Origin of the sequence: Pectobacterium sp. CFBP8739 (assembly GCF_013449375.1) — a bacterium.
Taxonomy (GTDB): Bacteria; Pseudomonadota; Gammaproteobacteria; order Enterobacterales; family Enterobacteriaceae; genus Pectobacterium.
On record NZ_JACDRR010000020.1, the window covers coordinates 56587 to 75878 of the forward strand.

Genomic DNA, 19292 nt, shown 5'->3' on the forward strand with positions numbered 1-19292 from the left:
TTCAAAGAACTGCTGCCCAAAAGCGAATACGCGCGGTCAGGCAAGCTCCGCCTATTCCTCTGGCTGACTGATAAACGGAGAAGCCAGCAGCAGGCTATCCGGCAGGCCATTACAGCCCGCATCACGCAACGTCGGGACAAGTTTGGCACCGGATTTATCCAGTTGGCTGACGACCCAATTCCCCGGAGGGATCGTCTCGCCGCTCGCTAGCCTGATCCAGGCAGCCTCTGGCTGCGCCAACCAGCCAACCCAGCGTTCGCCAGAGCCAATCACGCCTTTTAGCTGCCACGATGGTCGCGCTGCTGCAGGCTGGCAACGTGTGGTGACCAACGGTTGAAAAGGATCGCTACGCACTTCGGTGTTTTCTGCCTGTACGCTATGTGACGCGAATAGCAGCACCAATGTGATACGGAATGAGGTGAGGCTCATGGCACCACCTCCGGCCCGATTAGCGCTAATGCCACCTGAAGCCGCGGGGTTTCCGGCGGCGATGCGGTTAACACCGCCTCAGGCTTGATACTTAACTGTGCAATACGCAACACATAAGGCAGCGCAGCCAGTTCACGAAGCACCTGCAACGCGCCCGTATAATCTGAGTTAAACGCCAATTGCCAACGTTCCTGATGAGATTCCCCTACGTGGCGCGGGGCCGGTTGCCAGGACAGCAGCGATGCCCCCACCTGTGACAGAGGCTCGACGATAAGCTCTGACAGTCTGTCAGGTTGGAAAGGGGCGTCTTGCGCGGCTTTCTCCGCTAATTGCTTGTGTAGCTCTGACAGCAGCGGCATCACGTCTAGCTTTTGCTGGAGTTCCCGCGCCTCGAAACGCGCCTGAACGATGTGATCTTCCAGGCCAAGCACTGACTGCCGGACTTCGCCGATGAATAGCCAGCCTGCGAACAGTCCGGCAACAGAGACAAATGCCAGTTGGAAGGCGATCTGTTGCCAAAGCGGTTTATTAACCAGCTCTGGCCGGCGCAGTACGACATCAATCAGGAGCGTTTGATTAATCATGGTCTTTCCCCTGTGCGGATGTACCCACATCACGCCAATTAGCCTGAAAGGAAAAGCGCAACCCCGTGTTCACGCCACGCTCTTGGGAGGTATGCAGCAGTTGTACACGGTCGACGGAAGCATGGCGCAACAATGCATGCTGTAGCGTAACGATATCGCGATAGCTTTCACTCACGCCTGAAAGCAATAGATACGAGCCGCGGTCAGCAATTTCCGTCAGCCACAGACGCGCGGGCATCATGCCAGCAATCTTCTCTAGCAAATGGAGGTTGCGACGATTGTCATTCAGGATGAGCGCCTGAGCCCGTTCTTGTTCCAAATAGCGGCGCAGCGTTTCCCGTGCCTGATGCGTTTGTTGATATAACGCCGTCAGTTGCTGTTGCTGAGCCAGTACCGTATTGAGCGTATCCTGCGCCTGTTCCTGCCTGTGCTGCCAAAGCAGATAACTTGCGGCGATGAGACAGAGCGCTATCCCTATCTGTAGCCACAGCAGCCCCAGCCAGCGACGTGCCTGTCGATGCATCTGGTGTTTGCGCCAGGGTAAAAGATTAATCAGCAGCATAATCAAGCATCCTCAGGGCGCAATGCCAGCCCACCCGCAATCGCAAAAGCTGGGGGAAAACTCGGCAGCGGCGGCTGCAGGTGGCTAAACACCGTTAACGGCGACCACGGCTGTAATTCGTCGGTTTTCTGGTTGGGTAAACCAGGCGAAATGCCAGAGTAATAGGCGCTACCATCGATGTCATGATGATAGCGAGTGCTCACAATCGATAAGATATCGGATTCATCGTTCAGTTCATCAAGGTGTATGAACCCCGAGTGAAAAGCCTGGTTAAGCGGGGACACCCACAGCCAGCTATCCAACAGGCGATGCAACAACAGACGATGAGATTCAAGCCCTGCCAACTGCGCCATCGTTCGGAGTGCACACGTGGAGACGTCAAGGACATCAGGATGCAGTCCCGCGCTATTCAGACATGCCAACCATTTATCAATTTCCTGCCGGCGTGCTGCCGTCACCAGCAGCGCTCCCTGCTCCTGTGGATCTTCCCGATAATCTATCGCCAGCGATTCGCTGCTGACTGGCAGCTTACGCGCCGCCATGGTTTCAATATAGAGACTGCGCCCTGGCTCCTGTAAGCGCGGGTCGGGCATCGGTAAATGCTGCTGCAAGATCAGTTGGGCAGGAAACCCAACCCGTAGCGAAATGTGTCCGGGCAGCAAACGACGCCATGTACGCAAGGCCTCACAAAGCGCCTCAGTATGGTGTAGACTACTCGTGCGCAACGTATCGTCTGGTAACGGACATTGCCACCAGTGACGAAGCTGCCAGCCATAGCGGCGGCGCTGAACCGCCAGAGCGCGCATGAAGCCGTTCTGTATATCTAATCCAACCTGCCAGATGTGATAAGCCATGTTCAACCCGATTTCCTTATCCAATAAACATATCCACAGTGCTGGCTTACCTTTATACTAGCGCTCGGTTGTTTATAAACTGTCCAAACGCTACTGAATGGAAAATCCCAGGTGAAGTTCGTAAAGTATTTATTCATCCTTGCAGTCTCTTGCATTCTGCTGGGAGCTGCCTCGATATACGGTTTGTACCGTTATATCGAACCCCAACTGCCCGATGTCGCCACACTGAAAGACGTTCGGTTACAAACGCCGATGCAGGTTTACAGTGCTGATGGCGAACTGATCGCCCAGTTTGGTGAAAAACGCCGTATCCCGCTCAAGCTGGATCAGATTCCCCCTGAGCTGGTACACGCCTTTATCGCGACCGAAGACAGCCGTTTCTACGATCACCACGGTGTCGATCCCGTCGGGATTATCCGTGCTGCGTCTATCGCGTTGACGTCGGGTCATGCCTCTCAAGGGGCGAGTACCATTACCCAACAGCTCGCCAGGAACTTCTTCCTGAGCCCAGAGCGCACCCTGATTCGTAAGATCAAGGAAGTGTTTCTGGCTATCCGCATTGAGCAATTGCTGACCAAGGATGAAATCCTTGAGCTCTATCTGAACAAGATTTACCTCGGCTATCGCGCCTATGGTGTTGGCGCGGCGGCACAGGTGTACTTTGGCCGCCCAGTTGATCAGTTGACGTTGAGCGAAATGGCAATGATCGCCGGCCTGCCGAAAGCACCGTCAACGTTCAACCCGCTTTATTCCTATGACCGCGCCGTTGCCCGCCGCAACGTGGTACTTGCGCGCATGAAGGATGAGAATTACATCACGCAGTCGCAGTACAATGCAGCGCGTAGCGAAACGCTGGTGGCGAATTATCATGCTCCAGAGATTTCGTTCTACGCACCGTATGTCGCGGAGATGGCTCGCCAAGAGATGGTGAAACGCTACGGTGAAGATGCGTATAACGACGGTTATAAGGTCTACACGACGGTTACCAAAAAATTGCAAACGGCTGCGCAAGATGCCCTGCGTAATAACGTGATGGCCTATGACATGCGCCACGGTTATCGTGGCCCGAGCAAAGTGCTGTGGAAAGTGGGTGAAGGCACCTGGGATCAGGCGAAAATGATTACCGCCCTGAAAGCACTGCCGGTCTACGGTCCGCTCTCTCCGGCTATCGTTACCAGCACGACAGCAGACAACGCGATTGCTATCCTGTCTGACGGGAGCAATATTGCCCTGCCAATGGCGGGCATGCGCTGGGCGCGTCCATACCGTTCCGATACGCAGCAAGGGCCAACGCCGAAACGCGTAACGGACGTGGTACAGGCGGGTCAACAGATCTGGGTACGCAAAGTCAATGATGACTGGTGGCTGGCACAGGTGCCGGACGTCAACTCCGCCATCGTCTCGCTCAACCCGAAAGATGGTGCGATAGAAGCGCTGGTTGGCGGTTTTGACTTTAACCAAAGTAAATTCAACCGTGCGACGCAGGCTCTGCGTCAGATTGGTTCCAACATCAAACCGTTCCTGTACACCGCAGCGATGGACAAAGGGTTAACGTTGGCAACGATTCTGAACGACGTGCCGATCACCCGCTGGGATGCGGGTGCCGGATCTGACTGGCGGCCGAAAAACTCACCAGCAACCTATGATGGTCCGATCCGTCTGCGTCAGGGGCTGGGTCAGTCTAAGAACGTGGTGATGGTACGTGCCATGCGTGCAATGGGCGTGGACTATGCGGCGGATTATCTACAACGCTTCGGTTTCCCTGAACAGAATATCGTCCATACCGAATCACTGGCGCTGGGTGCCGCCTCCTTTACTCCGCTACAGGTGGTACGTGGCTATGCCGTGATGGCAAACGGCGGCTATCTGGTCGATCCCTACCTGATAAGCAAGATAGAAAGCGAGGCAGGCGGTGCGGTCTTTACGGCGACGCCGAAAGTAGTCTGCGATACCTGCAACTTACCGCTGGTCTACGGTGAAACACCACGCTCACCGGTGCTGGCTACGACTGACGTTGAGGATGTCGCCACATCAAACGAAGCGCCGCCGAAAGGTTTGCCGCAGCCAGAGCTGGAGCCTGTCACACCAGAAGCCGCACAGCAAAGCGCCGCACAACCTTACGCCCCGCATGTGATCAGCACGCCACTGGCGTTTCTGATTAAAGACGCCCTGAACAGCAACGTCTTTGGTGAACCAGGCTGGATGGGTACGGGCTGGCGCGCAGGTCGTGATTTGAAGCGTCGTGATATCGGCGGCAAAACCGGTACAACGAACAGTTCCAAAGATGCCTGGTTCTCCGGCTATGGCCCGAATCTGGTCACCTCGGTCTGGATTGGCTTCGACGATCACCGCCGCGACCTAGGTGCCAGCAGCGCCTCTGGCGTCATCAAAGATCAGATTTCCGGTTATGAAGGCGGTGCGAAATCAGCACAGCCTGCGTGGGATGATTTCATGAAAGCCGCGCTGGATGGCGTACCGGAACAGCCGCTGACACCACCACCTGGCGTCGTCAGCGTCGTCATTGATCGCAGCAGCGGCAAGCTGTCCAACGGTGGTGGGAACAGCCGTTCCGAATACTTTATTGACGGAACACAGCCGAAAGAATATGAAGTGCACGAAGTCGGCACCACGCTGATGGATAACGGGCAAAGCGAAGAGTTGTTCTAGACAGCGTTCGATAACATCAGACACGGCAAAGAAGGCGCAGGAAACTGCGCCTTCTTTTTTGCTATGTTGGCTGATGAAAAAACAGATTGGTTGATTAAAAATTAGCGGGGTGTACGACGCAGCCAGTCGTGAGCCAGAAACAGCGCACTGACATTACGTGCTTCACGGAAATCAGGCTCTTGCAGCAGCGACATCATGTTACCCACAGGCCAGCGAACTTGCGGCATGGGCTCTGGTTCATCCCCTTCCAAGCTTTGCGGATACAACCCGCGCGCCACCACGATATTCATCTGGCTGGAAAAATAGGAAGGCGCCATGGTTAATGTCGCCAGTAACTCTAGCTTTTCTGCCCCAAAACCGATTTCTTCCATCAATTCGCGGTTAGCGGCTTCAAAGACCGTTTCACCGGGATCGATCAGCCCTTTGGGGAAGCCTAATTCGTATTCTTCAATGCCGACGGCGTATTCACGAATCAACACCAATTCATCATCAATGACTGGGACAACCATCACCGCCTGTCGGCCGCTTGAGCGCATCCGTTCATAAACCCGGTGAACCCCGTTGCTAAATTCAAGATCGACGGATTCCACATTGAACAGGCGCGAACGCGCTACCGTTTCTACCTTGAGGATTTTAGGTTTTTGCAGGTTATGACTCATTGATGCCCCCAGAGCGTTACGACCAGAACGGCACCTTAACCCAACACGCATGAGAGACTGCGCTTAATGCAACGTGGATATGGCATGCCGTTGGAATAAGAAGAGATCGTAAATATTCTTTTTTGATTCTGTTCACATTGTGCGTTAACAGTCACCTTCGCTGCAACTATCGTGACGATGAATTTACGTATGAGCAACATGCAAGATACATCGTGTCTGGGAGATAACCACTGAAAGTCAATTACGTAAGAAAAATAGGAATATCCTCATTCAAGCAGCGTTTTTTGCTTGTTACTATCATCACCTTATGCGATTAATTCCATTCACAATTACGTTATTAATCTAAGAAAACAATGCCATACGGGTTATCATCAATTGTATAATTTTGTTAAACTCCGACGCAAACAAGGAGCCTCGCGTTTTGGAAAGGAGATGACATGAGCACAATATTTACCTTATTGGCGATATTGCTTGCCTGTCTGATGGTGATCGGGGGTGTGATTGGCTACCGACTACGCCATCGTTTTTTATCCACTCCGCCATTACCCGTTTCGCAATCGCTTCCCCGGCGACTAACTGAAGATGAACGGATCGCCGTTGAGCGTTATCTGGCTCAAGAAAACAGCCAGCAAACCACGCCGCTTGATACCCCGAATGCACAGCCGAAACTGCCGCGTTCTCTGCAAAGTAATCGGGTTTACCCCATCACCCATACGATTACACGTTACGGCCTGAGCACCGATGCTCAGAATAAGTGGCGCTACTACATCGACACACAAGAGATCCATCTGCCACCCAGTTGGGAGCAGTTCATTACTGAAAATAACACCGTCGAACTGATAAAGACGCGCTCGATCCCGCTGGTTATTTCCCTGAATGGGCATTCGCTAACCGAGTGTCTTGATGCCAAGCCACTGGTACCGCTACCAAGCGAAACACCTGTCACAAATGCCTCTATCCGTCAGGAAGGCAGTGAGCATGCCGAGTTAGTCACGATCCGTAAGGAAACACGTGAAGAACACGCCATGCATCACTCTGGGGGCTTGAAGGAAACGGCGGTGCTCTGCGTGTCTTTTCTGCTCTTGTTCATCAGCCTGAATAGCCCTATCGCCCTTCTCCCCTGGCTGATCGGTACCGCATCCTTATTAGCAGGCTGGAGCTTATGGCAGCTTTTCCGCTCGCCATCCGCCCAGGAATTGCGGGACGTACACTGCCTTCACGGCACACCGCAAGGGTTGGGCTTGTTTGGCGAATCCAATCAGGGGCCGCTCGGCAATATCTCGCTTGGTAATATCGATTTGATTTACCCGCCTCACTGGCAACCCTACATCACGCAAGATCTGGGCAAAAAAACGGATGTCGATATCTATCTCAATCGACAAGTCATCCGCCAGGGGGAACACCTTTCGCTGCATGATGAAGTGAAACATTTCCCGCTACAGCGCTGGGGCCGAAATCTGCTGCTGTCAGTTGGTTCACTGCTCAGCCTGATTTTACTGATTACCAACGTGCAACTTGAACTACCGCTCAAGCTCAGTCTGGCCTGGCTTCAGGGCGCACAGCGTATTGAAGTCACGCAGGTCAGCGATCTGGAAAAAGCTCAGATCCACATTGGTGATACGCTAGCAGTGCGTGGCAGCGGTATGTGCTATGTGCCCGCAGGAATTCGTCCCGTCTCCACGCCGTCATCCTACGCATTCAGCCCGTTCGACTGCTCCGCCATTTACTGGAATAAAGCCGCACCGTTGCCCTTACCGGAATCCGAAACCATTGAAAAAGCCTCTGCCTTGCTGAAATCCGTCAACAGCCAGCTCCACCCGCAGGCGGAAAAAGAAGGTCAGGTTAATTCCCAGCTAGCGTCCTCGATCCAGAAATCAGGGTTGATTCTGATGAAAAACTTCGCTGATGTTGTCCTGAGAACACAAGATCTGTGTAAACAGGAAAACGATTGCTCTCGGCTGAAAAATGCGCTGGTGAATCTGAGCGATGTCAAAAACTGGAATACGCTAGTCAAAGATGCCAACTCCGGCACGCTGAAAGGCATGAATGTGGTGCTGCCCGCCGTCAGCGCAGAAACGCTGGAAGCCTTGGTCAACAGCTCTACCGATCAATTCTTTTATCAGGAAATCAATAATGCGGCAGACTCGCTGAACAGCCCTCCGCCGGGTGGATTCTTGATTCGCAGCGACGAAGGACGACAGTTCGTGAACCACCCGCTCCCTCCGATACCGCTCAATGAGTATCGTCCATCGGATCAGTGGCAGGAACTCCAGCGGCTTTCCGCGATGCTGTTACATACGCCATTTAATGCCACGGGCGTGATCACCCAGCTCAGCGCCGATGCCAACGGGACGCAGCATATCAGCCTGCATAGCGAGCCCGATGTGATTACCGTTTGGCGTTATCTCGGCACGTGTCTGCTGCTGCTGCTCTTTTCTGCAACGTTTATCGTTAATGCGGTTTTGAGCGGGATTAAGATGCGTAAAAGCCAGAAGCGAGTGGCCGACATTCAGCGCTATTACGCTTCTCGGTTCAACATGATGACGAGTGCGTTCCCAGGCAATCGTCCCTTGATCCCCCGCTAACGGCGTCGTGCCCGTTCTGTGGTTGTGCTAACCTAGCGGCATCGGTTTCCCATCGCTATTGTCACAATTGCATTGCGCGTCGCCTGCTTCTCCCTCCCTATAGCACGGCGCGATATCTGAAGTCGTTATGAATCCCCACGTTAACTGGCACGACATCGACACCGTGATACTGGATATGGATGGCACGCTGCTCGATCTGGCGTTTGACAGCTATTTCTGGCTTCAACTAGTGCCACAGTCACTCAGTGAAAAACGCCATATCAGCCTTGAGCAGGCACATAAACTTATCAAGCAAGAGTATCAGGCGGTTCAGCACACGCTAAACTGGTATTGCTTAGATTACTGGTCAGAACGTCTCGATCTGGATATCTATCAAATGACGACGGATATCGGCACACGTGCCCGCTTGCGCGATGACACCACGCCATTTTTAACGGCGCTGCGCGAGTGCGGTAAACAGACGATTCTGCTGACCAACGCTCATCCACACAGTCTGGCGGTAAAAATCGAACATACTGGGCTGGATCAGCACCTTGATTTATTGCTTTCCACCCATACTTATGGGTATCCGAAAGAGAATCAGCGTTTGTGGCAGGCCGTCCAGCAGCAAACCGGTTTCGACCCTGCCAGAACATTATTCGTGGATGACAGCGAGCCGATTCTGGATGCTGCGAAAACCTTCGGCATCCATTACTGCCTGGGCGTGCGTAATCCGGATTCCGGCGAGCAGGAAAAGGTATTCCTGCAACATCCGTCAATGAACGACTACCTTGCGCTGCTACCCGCCCTGCGCCACTCCGTTAACGCAGGGTAATGCAGGTGGCCTGAGGGGGAAACACGGAGATGAGGTTCCCGCAGGGATGCCTCGCGCCGTGGTCGACCCCAGTAACGCGATCTTTAAACGATCGGCATTAGGGTAATCAGGGGGATTGATGGTGAAAGCTACCGAGCAGGCCGACGACGCCGTTCGTCTGGATAAATGGCTCTGGGCCGCCCGTTTCTATAAAACCCGAGCCATTGCCCGCGAAATGATCGACGGCGGCAAAGTGCACTATAACGGGCAACGCGGTAAGCCGAGCAAACAGGTCGAACGGAATGCCGAGGTGAAACTGCGTCAGGGCAATGATGAACGCACCGTGATTATTTTAGCCGTTAGCGGCCAGCGCAGAAGTGCGACAGAGGCGCAGGCGCTGTATCAGGAAACGGCTGCAAGCATTGAAAAACGAGAAAAGCTGGCGCTGGCGCGGAAAATGAATGCGCTAACGATGCCACACCCCGATCGCCGCCCTGATAAAAAAGAGCGACGCGATCTGATTAAATTTAAATACAGCGATCAGGAATAACGCTCCGCCCTTCATTTGTTGGTCATCAAACTGATGACAATAGAGAGAAGACTCAGCGATCGCCGCACCATTACGACGAGAAAACATTATGGCTCACGACCAATTACACCGTTACCTGTTTGAAAATTATGCCGTTCGTGGCGAACTGGTAACCGTTAACGAGACGTATCAACGTATTTTGACCAACCACGATTATCCGTCTGCGGTGCAAACGCTGCTGGGTGAAATGCTGGTTGCCACCAGCCTGTTGACGGCCACGCTAAAATTCAGCGGCGATATTACCGTTCAGCTTCAGGGCGATGGCCCACTGAAACTGGCAGTGATTAACGGCAACCACCAGCAGCAAATGCGCGGCGTTGCCCGCCTGCAAGGGGATATCGCACCTGGGAGTTCGTTGAAAGAAATGGTCGGCAATGGCTATCTGGTGATTACCATTACGCCGACGGAAGGTGAACGTTATCAGGGCGTTGTTGGTTTAGAAGGTGAAACCGTTGCTGAATGTCTGGAAAGCTATTTCCAGCAGTCCGAACAGTTGCCGACGCGGCTGTTTATCCGTACCGGACAGCACGAAGGCAATCAGGCGGCCGCGGGGATGTTGCTTCAGGTGCTGCCTGCACAAGATGCCGATCGGAATGATTTTGATCATCTGGCGCAGCTCACCACCACGGTCAAAGCCGAAGAACTGTTTACCCTGCCTGCGACCGAGGTACTGTACCGTCTTTACCATCAGGAAGAGGTAACCGTGTACGAACCGCAGGATGTCGAATTCCGCTGCCACTGTTCACGCGATCGTTGCGCCGATGCATTAATGACGCTGTCCGATCAGGAAATCAATGAAATGATCGAGCAAGATGGTGAAATCGATATGCACTGTGATTATTGTGGTACGCACTACTTGTTTAACTCGCTGGACATCCGCGCCATACGGCACGATTCATCAGGAAATCTGTTGCATTAATCGTTTTAACGGGTACGCAAGTACCCGTTTTATTTTGCTTATTTTCCCATCTATAAACTGCCGTGATTATTTTTCAAACACCCTAAATAAGCAAAGTTATTAATGAATTTATTTAATTTTATGATTGCTATCGCGGTTAAAATAAGCTCACTCCCTACAATGTACTGGTAGTATGGCTATCACTTGAGGAGTGGCAACATGCAGATCAACGGTATTACCCCGCAAGCCCTGACGGCTTATGGAATCCACGATGTCCGCGATATTGTCTACAATCCCAGCTATGAACTGCTTTTTGAAGAAGAACGCTCTCTTACCCTACAAGGCTATGAACGCGGCATCGAAACCCAATTGGGTGCGGTAGCCGTCGATACCGGCATCTTTACCGGCCGCTCCCCGAAAGACAAATACATCGTGCGTGATGACGTCACCCGCGACACCGTGTGGTGGTCCGATCAAGGTAAAGGTAAGAACGATAACCACCCACTGAGCCAGGAAACCTGGACGCACCTGAAGCAGCTCGTTACCACACAGCTTTCCGGCAAGCGGCTGTTCATTATCGATGCCTTCTGCGGCGCGAATCCAGATAGCCGTCTCAGCGTACGTTTCGTCACGGAAGTGGCGTGGCAGGCGCATTTCGTCAAAAACATGTTTATTCGCCCGAGTGATGAAGAACTGGAAGGTTTTGAGCCAGACTTCATCGTGATGAACGGCGCAAAATGCACCAACCCGAACTGGCAGGAACAGGGGCTGAACTCCGAGAACTTTGTCGCATTCAACCTGACAGAGCGTATCCAGTTGATCGGCGGCACCTGGTACGGCGGCGAAATGAAGAAAGGGATGTTCTCCATCATGAACTACCTGCTGCCGCTGAAAGGCATCGCCTCCATGCACTGTTCGGCAAACGTCGGTGAAGAAGGCGACGTGGCGGTCTTCTTTGGTCTGTCCGGTACGGGCAAAACCACGCTGTCCACCGATCCGAAACGCCAACTGATTGGCGATGACGAACACGGCTGGGACGACGACGGCGTCTTCAACTTTGAAGGCGGCTGCTATGCCAAAACCATCAAGCTCTCCAAAGAAGCCGAGCCGGATATTTACGGTGCGATCAAACGTGATGCCCTGCTGGAGAACGTCACCGTGCTGGCAGACGGATCCGTGGACTTCAACGACGGTTCCAAAACAGAGAACACCCGCGTCTCTTATCCGATTTATCACATCCAGAATATCGTTAAGCCCGTCTCTAAAGCGGGCCATGCCACGAAAGTAATCTTCCTGACGGCGGACGCGTTTGGTGTGTTGCCACCGGTTTCTCGTCTGACGTCCGATCAAACGCAGTATCACTTCCTGTCCGGCTTTACCGCCAAACTGGCAGGAACCGAGCGCGGCGTGACGGAACCGACACCGACCTTTTCCGCCTGCTTCGGCGCAGCCTTCCTGATGCTGCACCCGACGCAGTACGCTGAAGTGCTGGTGAAACGCATGAAGGCAGCGGGCGCACAGGCCTATCTGGTGAACACGGGCTGGAACGGCAGCGGTAAACGTATCTCCATTAAAGATACGCGCGGGATTATTGATGCCATTCTGAACGGCAGCATTGATGATGCAGAAATGCAGACGTTGCCGGTCTTCGATTTGGCTATCCCGACCTCGCTGCCCGGCGTCAATCCTGACATTCTCGACCCGCGTGATACCTACGCGGATGTTGCACAGTGGCAGGAAAAAGCGGACGATCTGGCACAGCGCTTTATCGCCAACTTCGATAAGTACACCGATGCACCGGCGGGTGCCGCGCTGGTGAAAGCCGGACCGAAGCGGTAAACCGCTTGCAGGAAAACCCATAACGAAAAAGGCGCGGATTCCGCGCCTTTTAAGATTGCTACAGGGACTGTCGAGCGGTAATAACGGATAGATCGTAAAGACGCTGTGAACACCTCCCTGTGCGCTCGGCTTGCGCAGATATGAATCTCATCCCTGAGATTCACTCTTTCAGAGCCGTCGCAAGCGACGTTCAAAAACGTTCCTGACGTTTTTGTCCATGGCGCAAACGCTTTACTCTTCTATTCCGTTACTACCGTTCCCGTTCGGCAAATAGATTGCCAACGGTCTGAAGACGTGGAATTACGCCTTTCCTCTTAATACTGAGACTGCACATAATACTTATGACTCTTTTGCTGCACCGTTATCCGCAATCGCGGCTTCCGAAAGCAGCGGCAAATACGCGCGGACGCAGAGCCCACCGCGTTCGCTTCTGCCGACATCCAGCACGCCATTGTGCGCATCGATAATACGCTGCACAATCGCCAGCCCTAGTCCTGTACCGCTAGTGGTTCGCGCGCTATCGCCACGCACAAACGGCTGGAACAAGTGCTGTAACTGATCGGGCGCGATGCCTTCTCCATCATCTTCAACCTGAAACCATACGCGCTGCAGCTCACGTCCGGTACTGACTTTTATCCAGCCGTTCCCGTAACGCGCCGCATTCACCACCAGATTCAGCGCCGCGCGTTTGATCGAAAGGGAACTAATACGCACCAGCAGTTCGCCGGTAGCAAAATCGCTGTCGATCTGGCGCTCATAACCGCTTTCCGATGCCACCACTTCGCCCATAATGGCGTTCAGGTCGGCCACTTCCGTCTGCATTTCCTGACCGGTACGCAGATAGTCGAGGAACTGCTCAATAATCGCATTACACTCTTCAATGTCCTTATTGATCGACTCCGCCAGATAGTCATCTTCCTTGCCCATCATTTCGGTCGCCAGACGAATTCGCGTCAGCGGCGTACGCAGGTCATGGCTCACGCCCGCCATTAACAGCGTGCGGTCATCCGCCAGCAGCTTCACGCCGGAGGCCATCTGGTTAAAGGCGCGAGTCACGGAACGTACTTCAGAGGCGCCATACTCACGCAGCGGCGGCGGAATAATACCCTTACCGACCTGCAACGCCGCATGTTCCAGCTCAACCAAGGGTCGGTTCTGCACCCGAATAAATAGCCACGCGCCGCCAATCACCAGCAGCATGATCGCCAGCGTATAGCGGAAAAGCGGCGAGAAATCGCCCTGATGAATTTCTGTGAGGGGAACGCGCACCCAGATATCCGGTGACAGCCAGGTTTTCAGCCACACCACCGGCGTGTTTTTGCTGACTTCAACCCGCACATCCGTCGGGCCGCCCAGCTGTTGCGCCATCTGGTCACTCAGAAACTTGTAGTGCTGAGCCCACCGCAGGCCGCTTTCCTCCGCCGCCGCATTGGTGTATAGCGATATACCCAATTCGCGGTAAATCTCACGCCGGAACGCAGGCGGCACCTCAAGCGTGGAGCCATCTTCCAGTTGCAGACTGTCCGTCATCAGCATTCTTACTTCGTATGCCAGCACCTTATTGAACTGCTGCAAACTCGGCAGAATCGCGAAGTTGAGCACCACCAGATAGGTGGTGACCAAACTGACAAACAATAACGTGACAATCAGTAGCAGCGTCCGTGCAAATGAGCTGCGCGGAGAAAAGCGCCATTGCATCATGCCTTGCTGCCGTCCGGAACAAACACGTAGCCAAGCCCCCACACGGTCTGGATATAGCGCGGGTGCGCCGGATCTTCTTCCACCATGCGGCGCAGACGAGAAATTTGTACGTCGATGGAACGCTCCATCGCGCTGTACTCACGGCCACGGGCCAGGTTCATCAGCTTATCGCGAGACAGCGGCTCACGCGGGTGGCTCACCAGCGCCTTGAGCACAGCAAACTCACCGCTGGTCAACGGCATTGGTTCATCATCACGGAACATTTCGCGCGTGCCCAGATTCAGCTTGAATTTGCCAAACGCGATAATAGCTTCTTCCTGCGACGGCGCGCCCGGCAGTTCATTCGCCTGACGACGCAGCACCGCACGGATGCGAGCCAGCAGTTCACGCGGGTTGAAAGGTTTAGGAATATAATCGTCCGCGCCGATTTCCAGCCCAACGATACGGTCCACTTCTTCCCCTTTCGCCGTCACCATAATGATCGGCATCGGGTTACTCTGGCTACGCAAACGACGGCAGATGGACAGACCATCTTCGCCTGGCAGCATCAAGTCCAGCACCATGAGGTGAAAGGATTCACGGGTCAATAAACGGTCCATCTGTTCAGCATTGGCTACGCTACGTACCTGAAAACCCTGCTCAGTCAGATAACGCTCCAATAGCGCACGCAACCGCATGTCGTCATCTACAACCAGAATTTTATAGTTTTCTTGCATTCTCTTTCTCCAAAGGCGTAATAGCGCCGACGCTGCTATTGTTCAGAAACACACGAATGACTGACAGTCGTTTCTGGTATACATTCTAGGCAAAATTGTTACAAAGCATATTAAAATTCGTGTAATCAATCATTTCCTTTGCCGTCAGTCATAAAATAATCGGCGATTTACGGTGGTTGTCGCTCACGAAGATTGTCGTTTACGAAGATTATAGTAACGCCACCGACAATAAAAAGGCACGGTAGCGGCAAAAGCAGGAGAAAGAGAGAAAAGAGAGGACGTTGCCACCCGGATCCAGAGTGGCAACGCAAAGTGATTAACGCATCGCCGTAATTAGCGCATCAGTTTATCCAGCACCACGCTCACCGACGGCAGCGCGGGCTGGAAAAGATGACGCGTGGTCTTGTAGGGAAACAAACCTTTTTCCGTCACAATGGTCTGCATAATCAGATTCTTGCAAAAAGGCTGTCCAGTCTTCCAGTGATAAACGGACACGCGAGGATCCTCATAATCGAGCAGCGCACAGGGGATGTGCTTTAACCCCAGCTCGGTGGCCGCACGTAGCCGATGGTTGCCATCCATAATAATCCCGGTCTCTTTCTCAATGGGTACCGGTGTCGTCCAGCAGCCACAGCGGCAAATATCCTCCATCAAACACTCCACGTTCGACATATCAACATTTTCAGAGGGAAGCAGGAACTGCACGGGCGTAAGGGCAATGTGGTAGCTCATACCTTCAAACATTATCCACCTCCTGACGTAACGGTCTCGTGTAGCTCCGGTTTATGTACCGGAGCCGCCTCTTATTGACTTACTGCGCAAGACTGACGAAATAGCCCGACTGATAATCAACCGGTAAAAACTGCTGATGAAGCTGGCGGAAAGTGTCATCCGCGTTGAGATCGCGGAATAGATCGGGATGGAACCACTCAGCCAGTTGCTGAATCGCGATGAAATCATAGGGGCCGTTGTAAAACTGATGCCAGATGGCATGGAATGCGCGTTTCTGTTTCGCAACGGTGTTGGTATACGCAGGCCGCCCCAAAAACCACTCAAGCCGCTTGCGCCCTTCCGTCATGTCCTGCCCCGGCCCCAACCCAATCCAGCGCCCACCGGGCACGAAGGCTTCAAAGTTGCCGCTGGTAATCACTACCACTTCCGGGTTTTCCACAATCACCTGTTCAGGGTGCATCTGCATAAAGGTGCTCGGCGCATTTTTTGCCGCAACGTTCTCGCCACCGGCCAACTGCACGAATTTCCCGAAGTTATCCGGGCCGAACGTCAGGCAGCATTCATCGGTGTAGCCACCCAGTCGCTCAATGAACACGCGTGGTGAACGCGGTTTTTTGGCCGCCAGCACGTCAGAAACGCGTTTCAGCTGCGCCTCACGAAACGCGAGAAAGGCTTCGGCGCGCGCTTCCTGATTAAACAGCTTGCCGAACAGGCGCATAGTCGGCGCGGTGTTTTCCAGCGGGTGATAGCGAAAATCGACATACATAATCGGAATACCGACGCTATCCAGTATCCGGTCATAGCCCGCATCGACAATCGACCGCTGCGCCTCAATGTTCATAATGATGACGTCCGGCTTCAGCGACACCGCCTGCTCCACGTCGAACGTGCCCTTTTCCGTGCCGTCAAACGTTGGGATTTTCGCCAGTTGAGGAAAACGATCGCGATACTGGTGCCACGTTGCCGGATCCGACTGAATCAGATCGCGCTTCCAGGCTACAATCCTTTTCGCCGGATCTTCCCGATCGAGCATCGCGACCAGATAAAGCTGACGCCCCTCGCCCAACATAACGCGCTGCACTGGCGTGTTGACTCTCACCTCACGCCCCAGCACGTCCTTGATGACAGTGGAGGTTTGTGCGGTTTGCTCAGCCTGCCCCACCAGCGGCGACAGGCCGACCATCAACAGCACACCCAGCAATAACCGACGGCAATGTTGCCGCGTCCAACGATTACACATTTTCGATATTTCCCTTCGTCGAGAGAGAGTCATGTTTTTCCGCCTGTCTCCGCAGGCGTCGTAGCAGCATCAGCGAGACCAGGAAGGTCACCAGATAGGCTGCTCCAACGCAGAAGAACAGCGAACGTAGTCCAGGGGAGTAGAGAACCACTCCGCCCAAAGCAATGCCCAGAATCGAGGCAAACTGGCTGACGCTTTGCGCCACGCCGAGTAGGTAACCCTGCTGCCCATCCCCCGCGGCGCGGGAAATCAGCGCCATCAGAACCGGCGTCGTCGCCCCCAACAGCACGCCCCACAGGAAATACAACGGGATAAAAATCGCAATATTCAGGATCGTGGCGGCCGTCAACGTCACGATGGCGCAGGCCAGCATCACCACACACAGGCGGCTCAGCGTCTGCGACAGCGAGAGGTTTTCAAAATAGCGCGCCCATAGCGACGCAGAGACAATCACGCCGGTCGCCTGCAAGCCATAGCACAGGCCGATAATCCATTTATCCACCTGAAAGACGCCGTCCATATAGAGGGAAAACGGCGTTTGCGGAATCATGCGGCTGGTCAGCAGCAGGCCAGAAATCAGCAGCAGACCGGAAATCGGCGACAGTGCCCAGAGCCGCCTGCGGGGAGCGTTGTCCTGTGACGTCGTCTCAGGTGGAACAACAGGCACCACCGGCGCAACATGGGGCAGGAACAGCGCCACGGTCATGCCGCACAGCGCACACAGGATCGCGGCACTCAGGTTGATCCAGAAGAAGTTCAGGTAATCGAGGATCAGCCCGCCGACAATCGCGCCCAGCAACGAGCCCACGTTGGTAGACACCTGAAGCCAGGCGAACAGCCGCGTACGCTGTAACGGACTGACGACCGCGACGCCGTAGGCCTGCGCGGGCGCGATATACCCCGCACAGGCACCCTGAATAAAACGCAGCGCGACGATCGTCCAGATGTCATTGGCCCACGCCAGCCCGAGCTGAGTTAACGCCAGCCCAAACAGCGCGCGGATCATCATGGCTTTGTTGCCCAGCCGATCGCCCATCCGTCCCCAGAAGGCGCTGGTCAGCATGATGCCCAGCATCGGCCCGATGTACACGGCAACCCCCGCGATACTCAGTTCCGCACCGGACGACATACTTTCCAGATGCAGCGGCCAAAACGGCCCGCTCATCTCCATCGCCCCCATCGCCACCAGTTGCACGACAAACATAAAGTGGATGATGAACGCCACCTGCCCGCTTAAGCGCATGTGTCAGCTCCTTCTGCGTCCACAGCGTCACCCCGCCTCATTTCAGCCACTGCGGCGGGAAATAGTCAGGACGATCCTGCGTGGAGGCGCCCATGTAATCGCTGCACCACCGGTAGGTTTCCTCAATATACGGCACGCTAACCGCCAGATTCTCCGCGATGGTCACCAGCAGGCTCAGGCCGTAGGCAATATCTTCCTGAAACACCCGATGCTGCGTATCAAACACGTACCCACCCGCATCATGCTGTCGCAGCGGCAGACCGATGCCGTGGTAAGCCTGATTGGTGCGCAGTACCGAGAGCATCGTGTGCGCATCGGCAATCTGATCGCCATAGGCATCGATAATCTCCTGCTTGAGCGGCAGTACCGAGTCCAACCGCACGCCGAGTCGCGTTTCCAGCGCCGCACACAGCTGCTGGTTCTCTTCATCCATGCGTTCCAGATAATAGGCACCGAGTTCCGGGCAATCATTCCACCAGCACAGCGGCTGCGGGAAAGGTCGAGCGTGCCACTGCCCATAGGGGCCGATCAGGCCATAAATCACCGCACTGTGCATAATCGGGTTACCCGGCGTCAGCGTGATTTCCAGATAATCCGGCAATAGCACCACGGGCGCGGAATAAAGCCGTTGCAACAGCGCCATCAGCGCCTGCTGGCGCGCTGCCGTTTCACGCCGATGCGTAGCCACATACAACGTGGATTTTTCGCCGCCCATTTTGATCGACTGACCTGGCAGCAAATCAAACGCAATGTGTGCAACGTCCTTCATTCCCCAAATCACCGCGTTTGGCCGAGCGGCCAATTCACGTTCAGCGAGCCAGTCAAAGCCACAAAAACCGGGAATGGCGCCAACGTAAACCGGCTTGTCGACAGGCAGATGGGGAACGATCCGCGCCAGAAGATCGGAGCGGAAGTTGGCGGGAACGGTGATAATCACGACATCCGCGTCGCGGCAGGCTTGCGCCGGATCGCAGGTGACGCAGTCCGGAGTCGCCGTTAGCGTCTCGCCATCCGGCAGCAGCGCGTGTAGCCGCTTACCGTGCTGTTGATAGGCTTCCGGCAGGCGCGGATGGCTGCCCAGCAGCGTCACCTTGACGTCCGGCAGTTGCTTAAACAGTACCGTGGTGAGATGGCCGGTCTTGCCGGCCCCGCAAATCACCACGTTAAGCGGCTGCCCGCTTAGCGCTTCGGTCATCCTTGA

General features: G+C 54.4%; 17 protein-coding genes. 6 read left to right on the forward strand and 11 right to left on the reverse strand.

Features of this window, described 5'->3' with window-relative positions:
* Positions 1–51: 51 nt before the first annotated feature.
* From H0247_RS15025 to pilM, 4 genes are read right to left on the reverse strand one after another with little or no spacing between them, the layout of a single operon-like run.
* Positions 52–429: a HofP DNA utilization family protein gene (locus tag H0247_RS15025; protein ID WP_180743258.1), complete on the reverse strand. Its 378-nt coding sequence runs from the start codon at positions 427–429 to the stop codon at positions 52–54.
* Entirely contained in the window at positions 426–1013 is a 588-nt protein-coding gene (locus H0247_RS15030; protein WP_180743259.1) for a hypothetical protein, read from the reverse strand. Before H0247_RS15030 ends, H0247_RS15025 begins: the two co-directional genes overlap by 4 nt.
* Complete coding sequence (locus tag H0247_RS15035; RefSeq protein ID WP_180743260.1) at positions 1006–1575, reverse strand: PilN domain-containing protein; 570 nt, start codon at positions 1573–1575, stop codon at positions 1006–1008. The genes H0247_RS15030 and H0247_RS15035 overlap by 8 nt, the downstream gene beginning before the upstream one ends.
* Positions 1576–1577: 2 nt before the next feature.
* Positions 1578–2429, reverse strand: a complete 852-nt coding sequence (gene pilM / locus H0247_RS15040) for a type IV pilus biogenesis protein PilM (RefSeq protein ID WP_180743261.1) — start codon at positions 2427–2429, stop codon at positions 1578–1580.
* Between the two features lie 111 nt (positions 2430–2540).
* On the opposite strand from pilM, the gene mrcA reads away from it, so the two are divergent.
* The gene (gene mrcA, locus H0247_RS15045; RefSeq protein ID WP_180743262.1) at positions 2541–5096 is read left to right on the forward strand and encodes a peptidoglycan glycosyltransferase/peptidoglycan DD-transpeptidase MrcA; all 2556 of its coding nucleotides are present in this window, start codon (positions 2541–2543) and stop codon (positions 5094–5096) included.
* Positions 5097–5197: 101 nt separating this feature from the next.
* Here the strand turns inward: mrcA and nudE are convergent, their stop codons facing one another.
* Positions 5198–5755, reverse strand: coding sequence for an ADP compounds hydrolase NudE (nudE, locus tag H0247_RS15050; RefSeq protein WP_180743263.1), 558 nt, complete (start codon positions 5753–5755; stop codon positions 5198–5200).
* 437 nt (positions 5756–6192) lie between these two features.
* On the opposite strand from nudE, the gene H0247_RS15055 reads away from it, so the two are divergent.
* From H0247_RS15055 to pckA, 5 genes are all read left to right on the forward strand, one after another.
* The gene (locus tag H0247_RS15055) at positions 6193–8340 is read left to right on the forward strand and encodes an intracellular growth attenuator family protein (protein ID WP_180743264.1); all 2148 of its coding nucleotides are present in this window, start codon (positions 6193–6195) and stop codon (positions 8338–8340) included.
* A gap of 127 nt (positions 8341–8467) precedes the next feature.
* Entirely contained in the window at positions 8468–9154 is a 687-nt protein-coding gene (yrfG, locus tag H0247_RS15060) for a GMP/IMP nucleotidase (protein WP_180743265.1), read from the forward strand.
* 118 nt (positions 9155–9272) lie between these two features.
* Positions 9273–9683 (forward strand): ribosome-associated heat shock protein Hsp15, encoded by a 411-nt coding sequence (gene hslR, locus H0247_RS15065; RefSeq protein WP_180743266.1) that lies wholly within the window; start codon positions 9273–9275, stop codon positions 9681–9683.
* 88 nt (positions 9684–9771) lie between these two features.
* Positions 9772–10641, forward strand: coding sequence for an Hsp33 family molecular chaperone HslO (hslO, locus tag H0247_RS15070; RefSeq protein ID WP_180743267.1), 870 nt, complete (start codon positions 9772–9774; stop codon positions 10639–10641).
* A gap of 198 nt (positions 10642–10839) precedes the next feature.
* Entirely contained in the window at positions 10840–12459 is a 1620-nt protein-coding gene (gene pckA, locus H0247_RS15075; protein ID WP_180743268.1) for a phosphoenolpyruvate carboxykinase (ATP), read from the forward strand.
* Positions 12460–12798: 339 nt separating this feature from the next.
* Here the strand turns inward: pckA and envZ are convergent, their stop codons facing one another.
* The 6 genes from envZ to H0247_RS15105 all read right to left on the reverse strand — a co-directional run bounded on the left by envZ (position 12799) and on the right by H0247_RS15105 (position 19286).
* The gene (envZ, locus tag H0247_RS15080) at positions 12799–14160 is read right to left on the reverse strand and encodes a two-component system sensor histidine kinase EnvZ (protein ID WP_180743269.1); all 1362 of its coding nucleotides are present in this window, start codon (positions 14158–14160) and stop codon (positions 12799–12801) included.
* Entirely contained in the window at positions 14157–14876 is a 720-nt protein-coding gene (gene ompR, locus H0247_RS15085; RefSeq protein ID WP_005969424.1) for a two-component system response regulator OmpR, read from the reverse strand. The genes envZ and ompR overlap by 4 nt, the downstream gene beginning before the upstream one ends.
* A gap of 333 nt (positions 14877–15209) precedes the next feature.
* Complete coding sequence (locus H0247_RS15090; RefSeq protein ID WP_180743270.1) at positions 15210–15620, reverse strand: ParB N-terminal domain-containing protein; 411 nt, start codon at positions 15618–15620, stop codon at positions 15210–15212.
* 67 nt (positions 15621–15687) lie between these two features.
* Complete coding sequence (locus H0247_RS15095) at positions 15688–16848, reverse strand: ABC transporter substrate-binding protein (RefSeq protein ID WP_180743271.1); 1161 nt, start codon at positions 16846–16848, stop codon at positions 15688–15690.
* Positions 16841–18091 carry an MFS transporter gene (locus H0247_RS15100; RefSeq protein WP_180743272.1) on the reverse strand — a complete coding sequence of 417 codons (1251 nt, stop codon included), beginning with the start codon at positions 18089–18091 and terminating at the stop codon, positions 16841–16843. Before H0247_RS15100 ends, H0247_RS15095 begins: the two co-directional genes overlap by 8 nt.
* A gap of 37 nt (positions 18092–18128) precedes the next feature.
* Positions 18129–19286: an NAD/NADP-dependent octopine/nopaline dehydrogenase family protein gene (locus H0247_RS15105; protein ID WP_180743273.1), complete on the reverse strand. Its 1158-nt coding sequence runs from the start codon at positions 19284–19286 to the stop codon at positions 18129–18131.
* Positions 19287–19292 lie beyond the last annotated feature (6 nt).

Excerpts from the sequence above, each read along its gene's own strand:
- H0247_RS15025 (WP_180743258.1), bottom strand. The coding sequence starts at position 429 with ATGAGCCTCACCTCATTCCGTATCACATTGGTGCTGCTATTCGCGTCA.
- H0247_RS15030 (WP_180743259.1), bottom strand. The coding sequence starts at position 1,013 with ATGATTAATCAAACGCTCCTGATTGATGTCGTACTGCGCCGGCCAGAG.
- H0247_RS15035 (WP_180743260.1), bottom strand. The coding sequence starts at position 1,575 with ATGCTGCTGATTAATCTTTTACCCTGGCGCAAACACCAGATGCATCGA.
- pilM (WP_180743261.1), bottom strand. The coding sequence starts at position 2,429 with ATGGCTTATCACATCTGGCAGGTTGGATTAGATATACAGAACGGCTTC.
- nudE (WP_180743263.1), bottom strand. The coding sequence starts at position 5,755 with ATGAGTCATAACCTGCAAAAACCTAAAATCCTCAAGGTAGAAACGGTA.
- H0247_RS15055 (WP_180743264.1), top strand. The coding sequence starts at position 6,193 with ATGAGCACAATATTTACCTTATTGGCGATATTGCTTGCCTGTCTGATG.
- yrfG (WP_180743265.1), top strand. The coding sequence starts at position 8,468 with ATGAATCCCCACGTTAACTGGCACGACATCGACACCGTGATACTGGAT.
- hslR (WP_180743266.1), top strand. The coding sequence starts at position 9,273 with ATGGTGAAAGCTACCGAGCAGGCCGACGACGCCGTTCGTCTGGATAAA.
- hslO (WP_180743267.1), top strand. The coding sequence starts at position 9,772 with ATGGCTCACGACCAATTACACCGTTACCTGTTTGAAAATTATGCCGTT.
- pckA (WP_180743268.1), top strand. The coding sequence starts at position 10,840 with ATGCAGATCAACGGTATTACCCCGCAAGCCCTGACGGCTTATGGAATC.
- envZ (WP_180743269.1), bottom strand. The coding sequence starts at position 14,160 with ATGATGCAATGGCGCTTTTCTCCGCGCAGCTCATTTGCACGGACGCTG.
- ompR (WP_005969424.1), bottom strand. The coding sequence starts at position 14,876 with ATGCAAGAAAACTATAAAATTCTGGTTGTAGATGACGACATGCGGTTG.
- H0247_RS15090 (WP_180743270.1), bottom strand. The coding sequence starts at position 15,620 with ATGTTTGAAGGTATGAGCTACCACATTGCCCTTACGCCCGTGCAGTTC.
- H0247_RS15095 (WP_180743271.1), bottom strand. The coding sequence starts at position 16,848 with ATGTGTAATCGTTGGACGCGGCAACATTGCCGTCGGTTATTGCTGGGT.
- H0247_RS15100 (WP_180743272.1), bottom strand. The coding sequence starts at position 18,091 with ATGCGCTTAAGCGGGCAGGTGGCGTTCATCATCCACTTTATGTTTGTC.
- H0247_RS15105 (WP_180743273.1), bottom strand. The coding sequence starts at position 19,286 with ATGACCGAAGCGCTAAGCGGGCAGCCGCTTAACGTGGTGATTTGCGGG.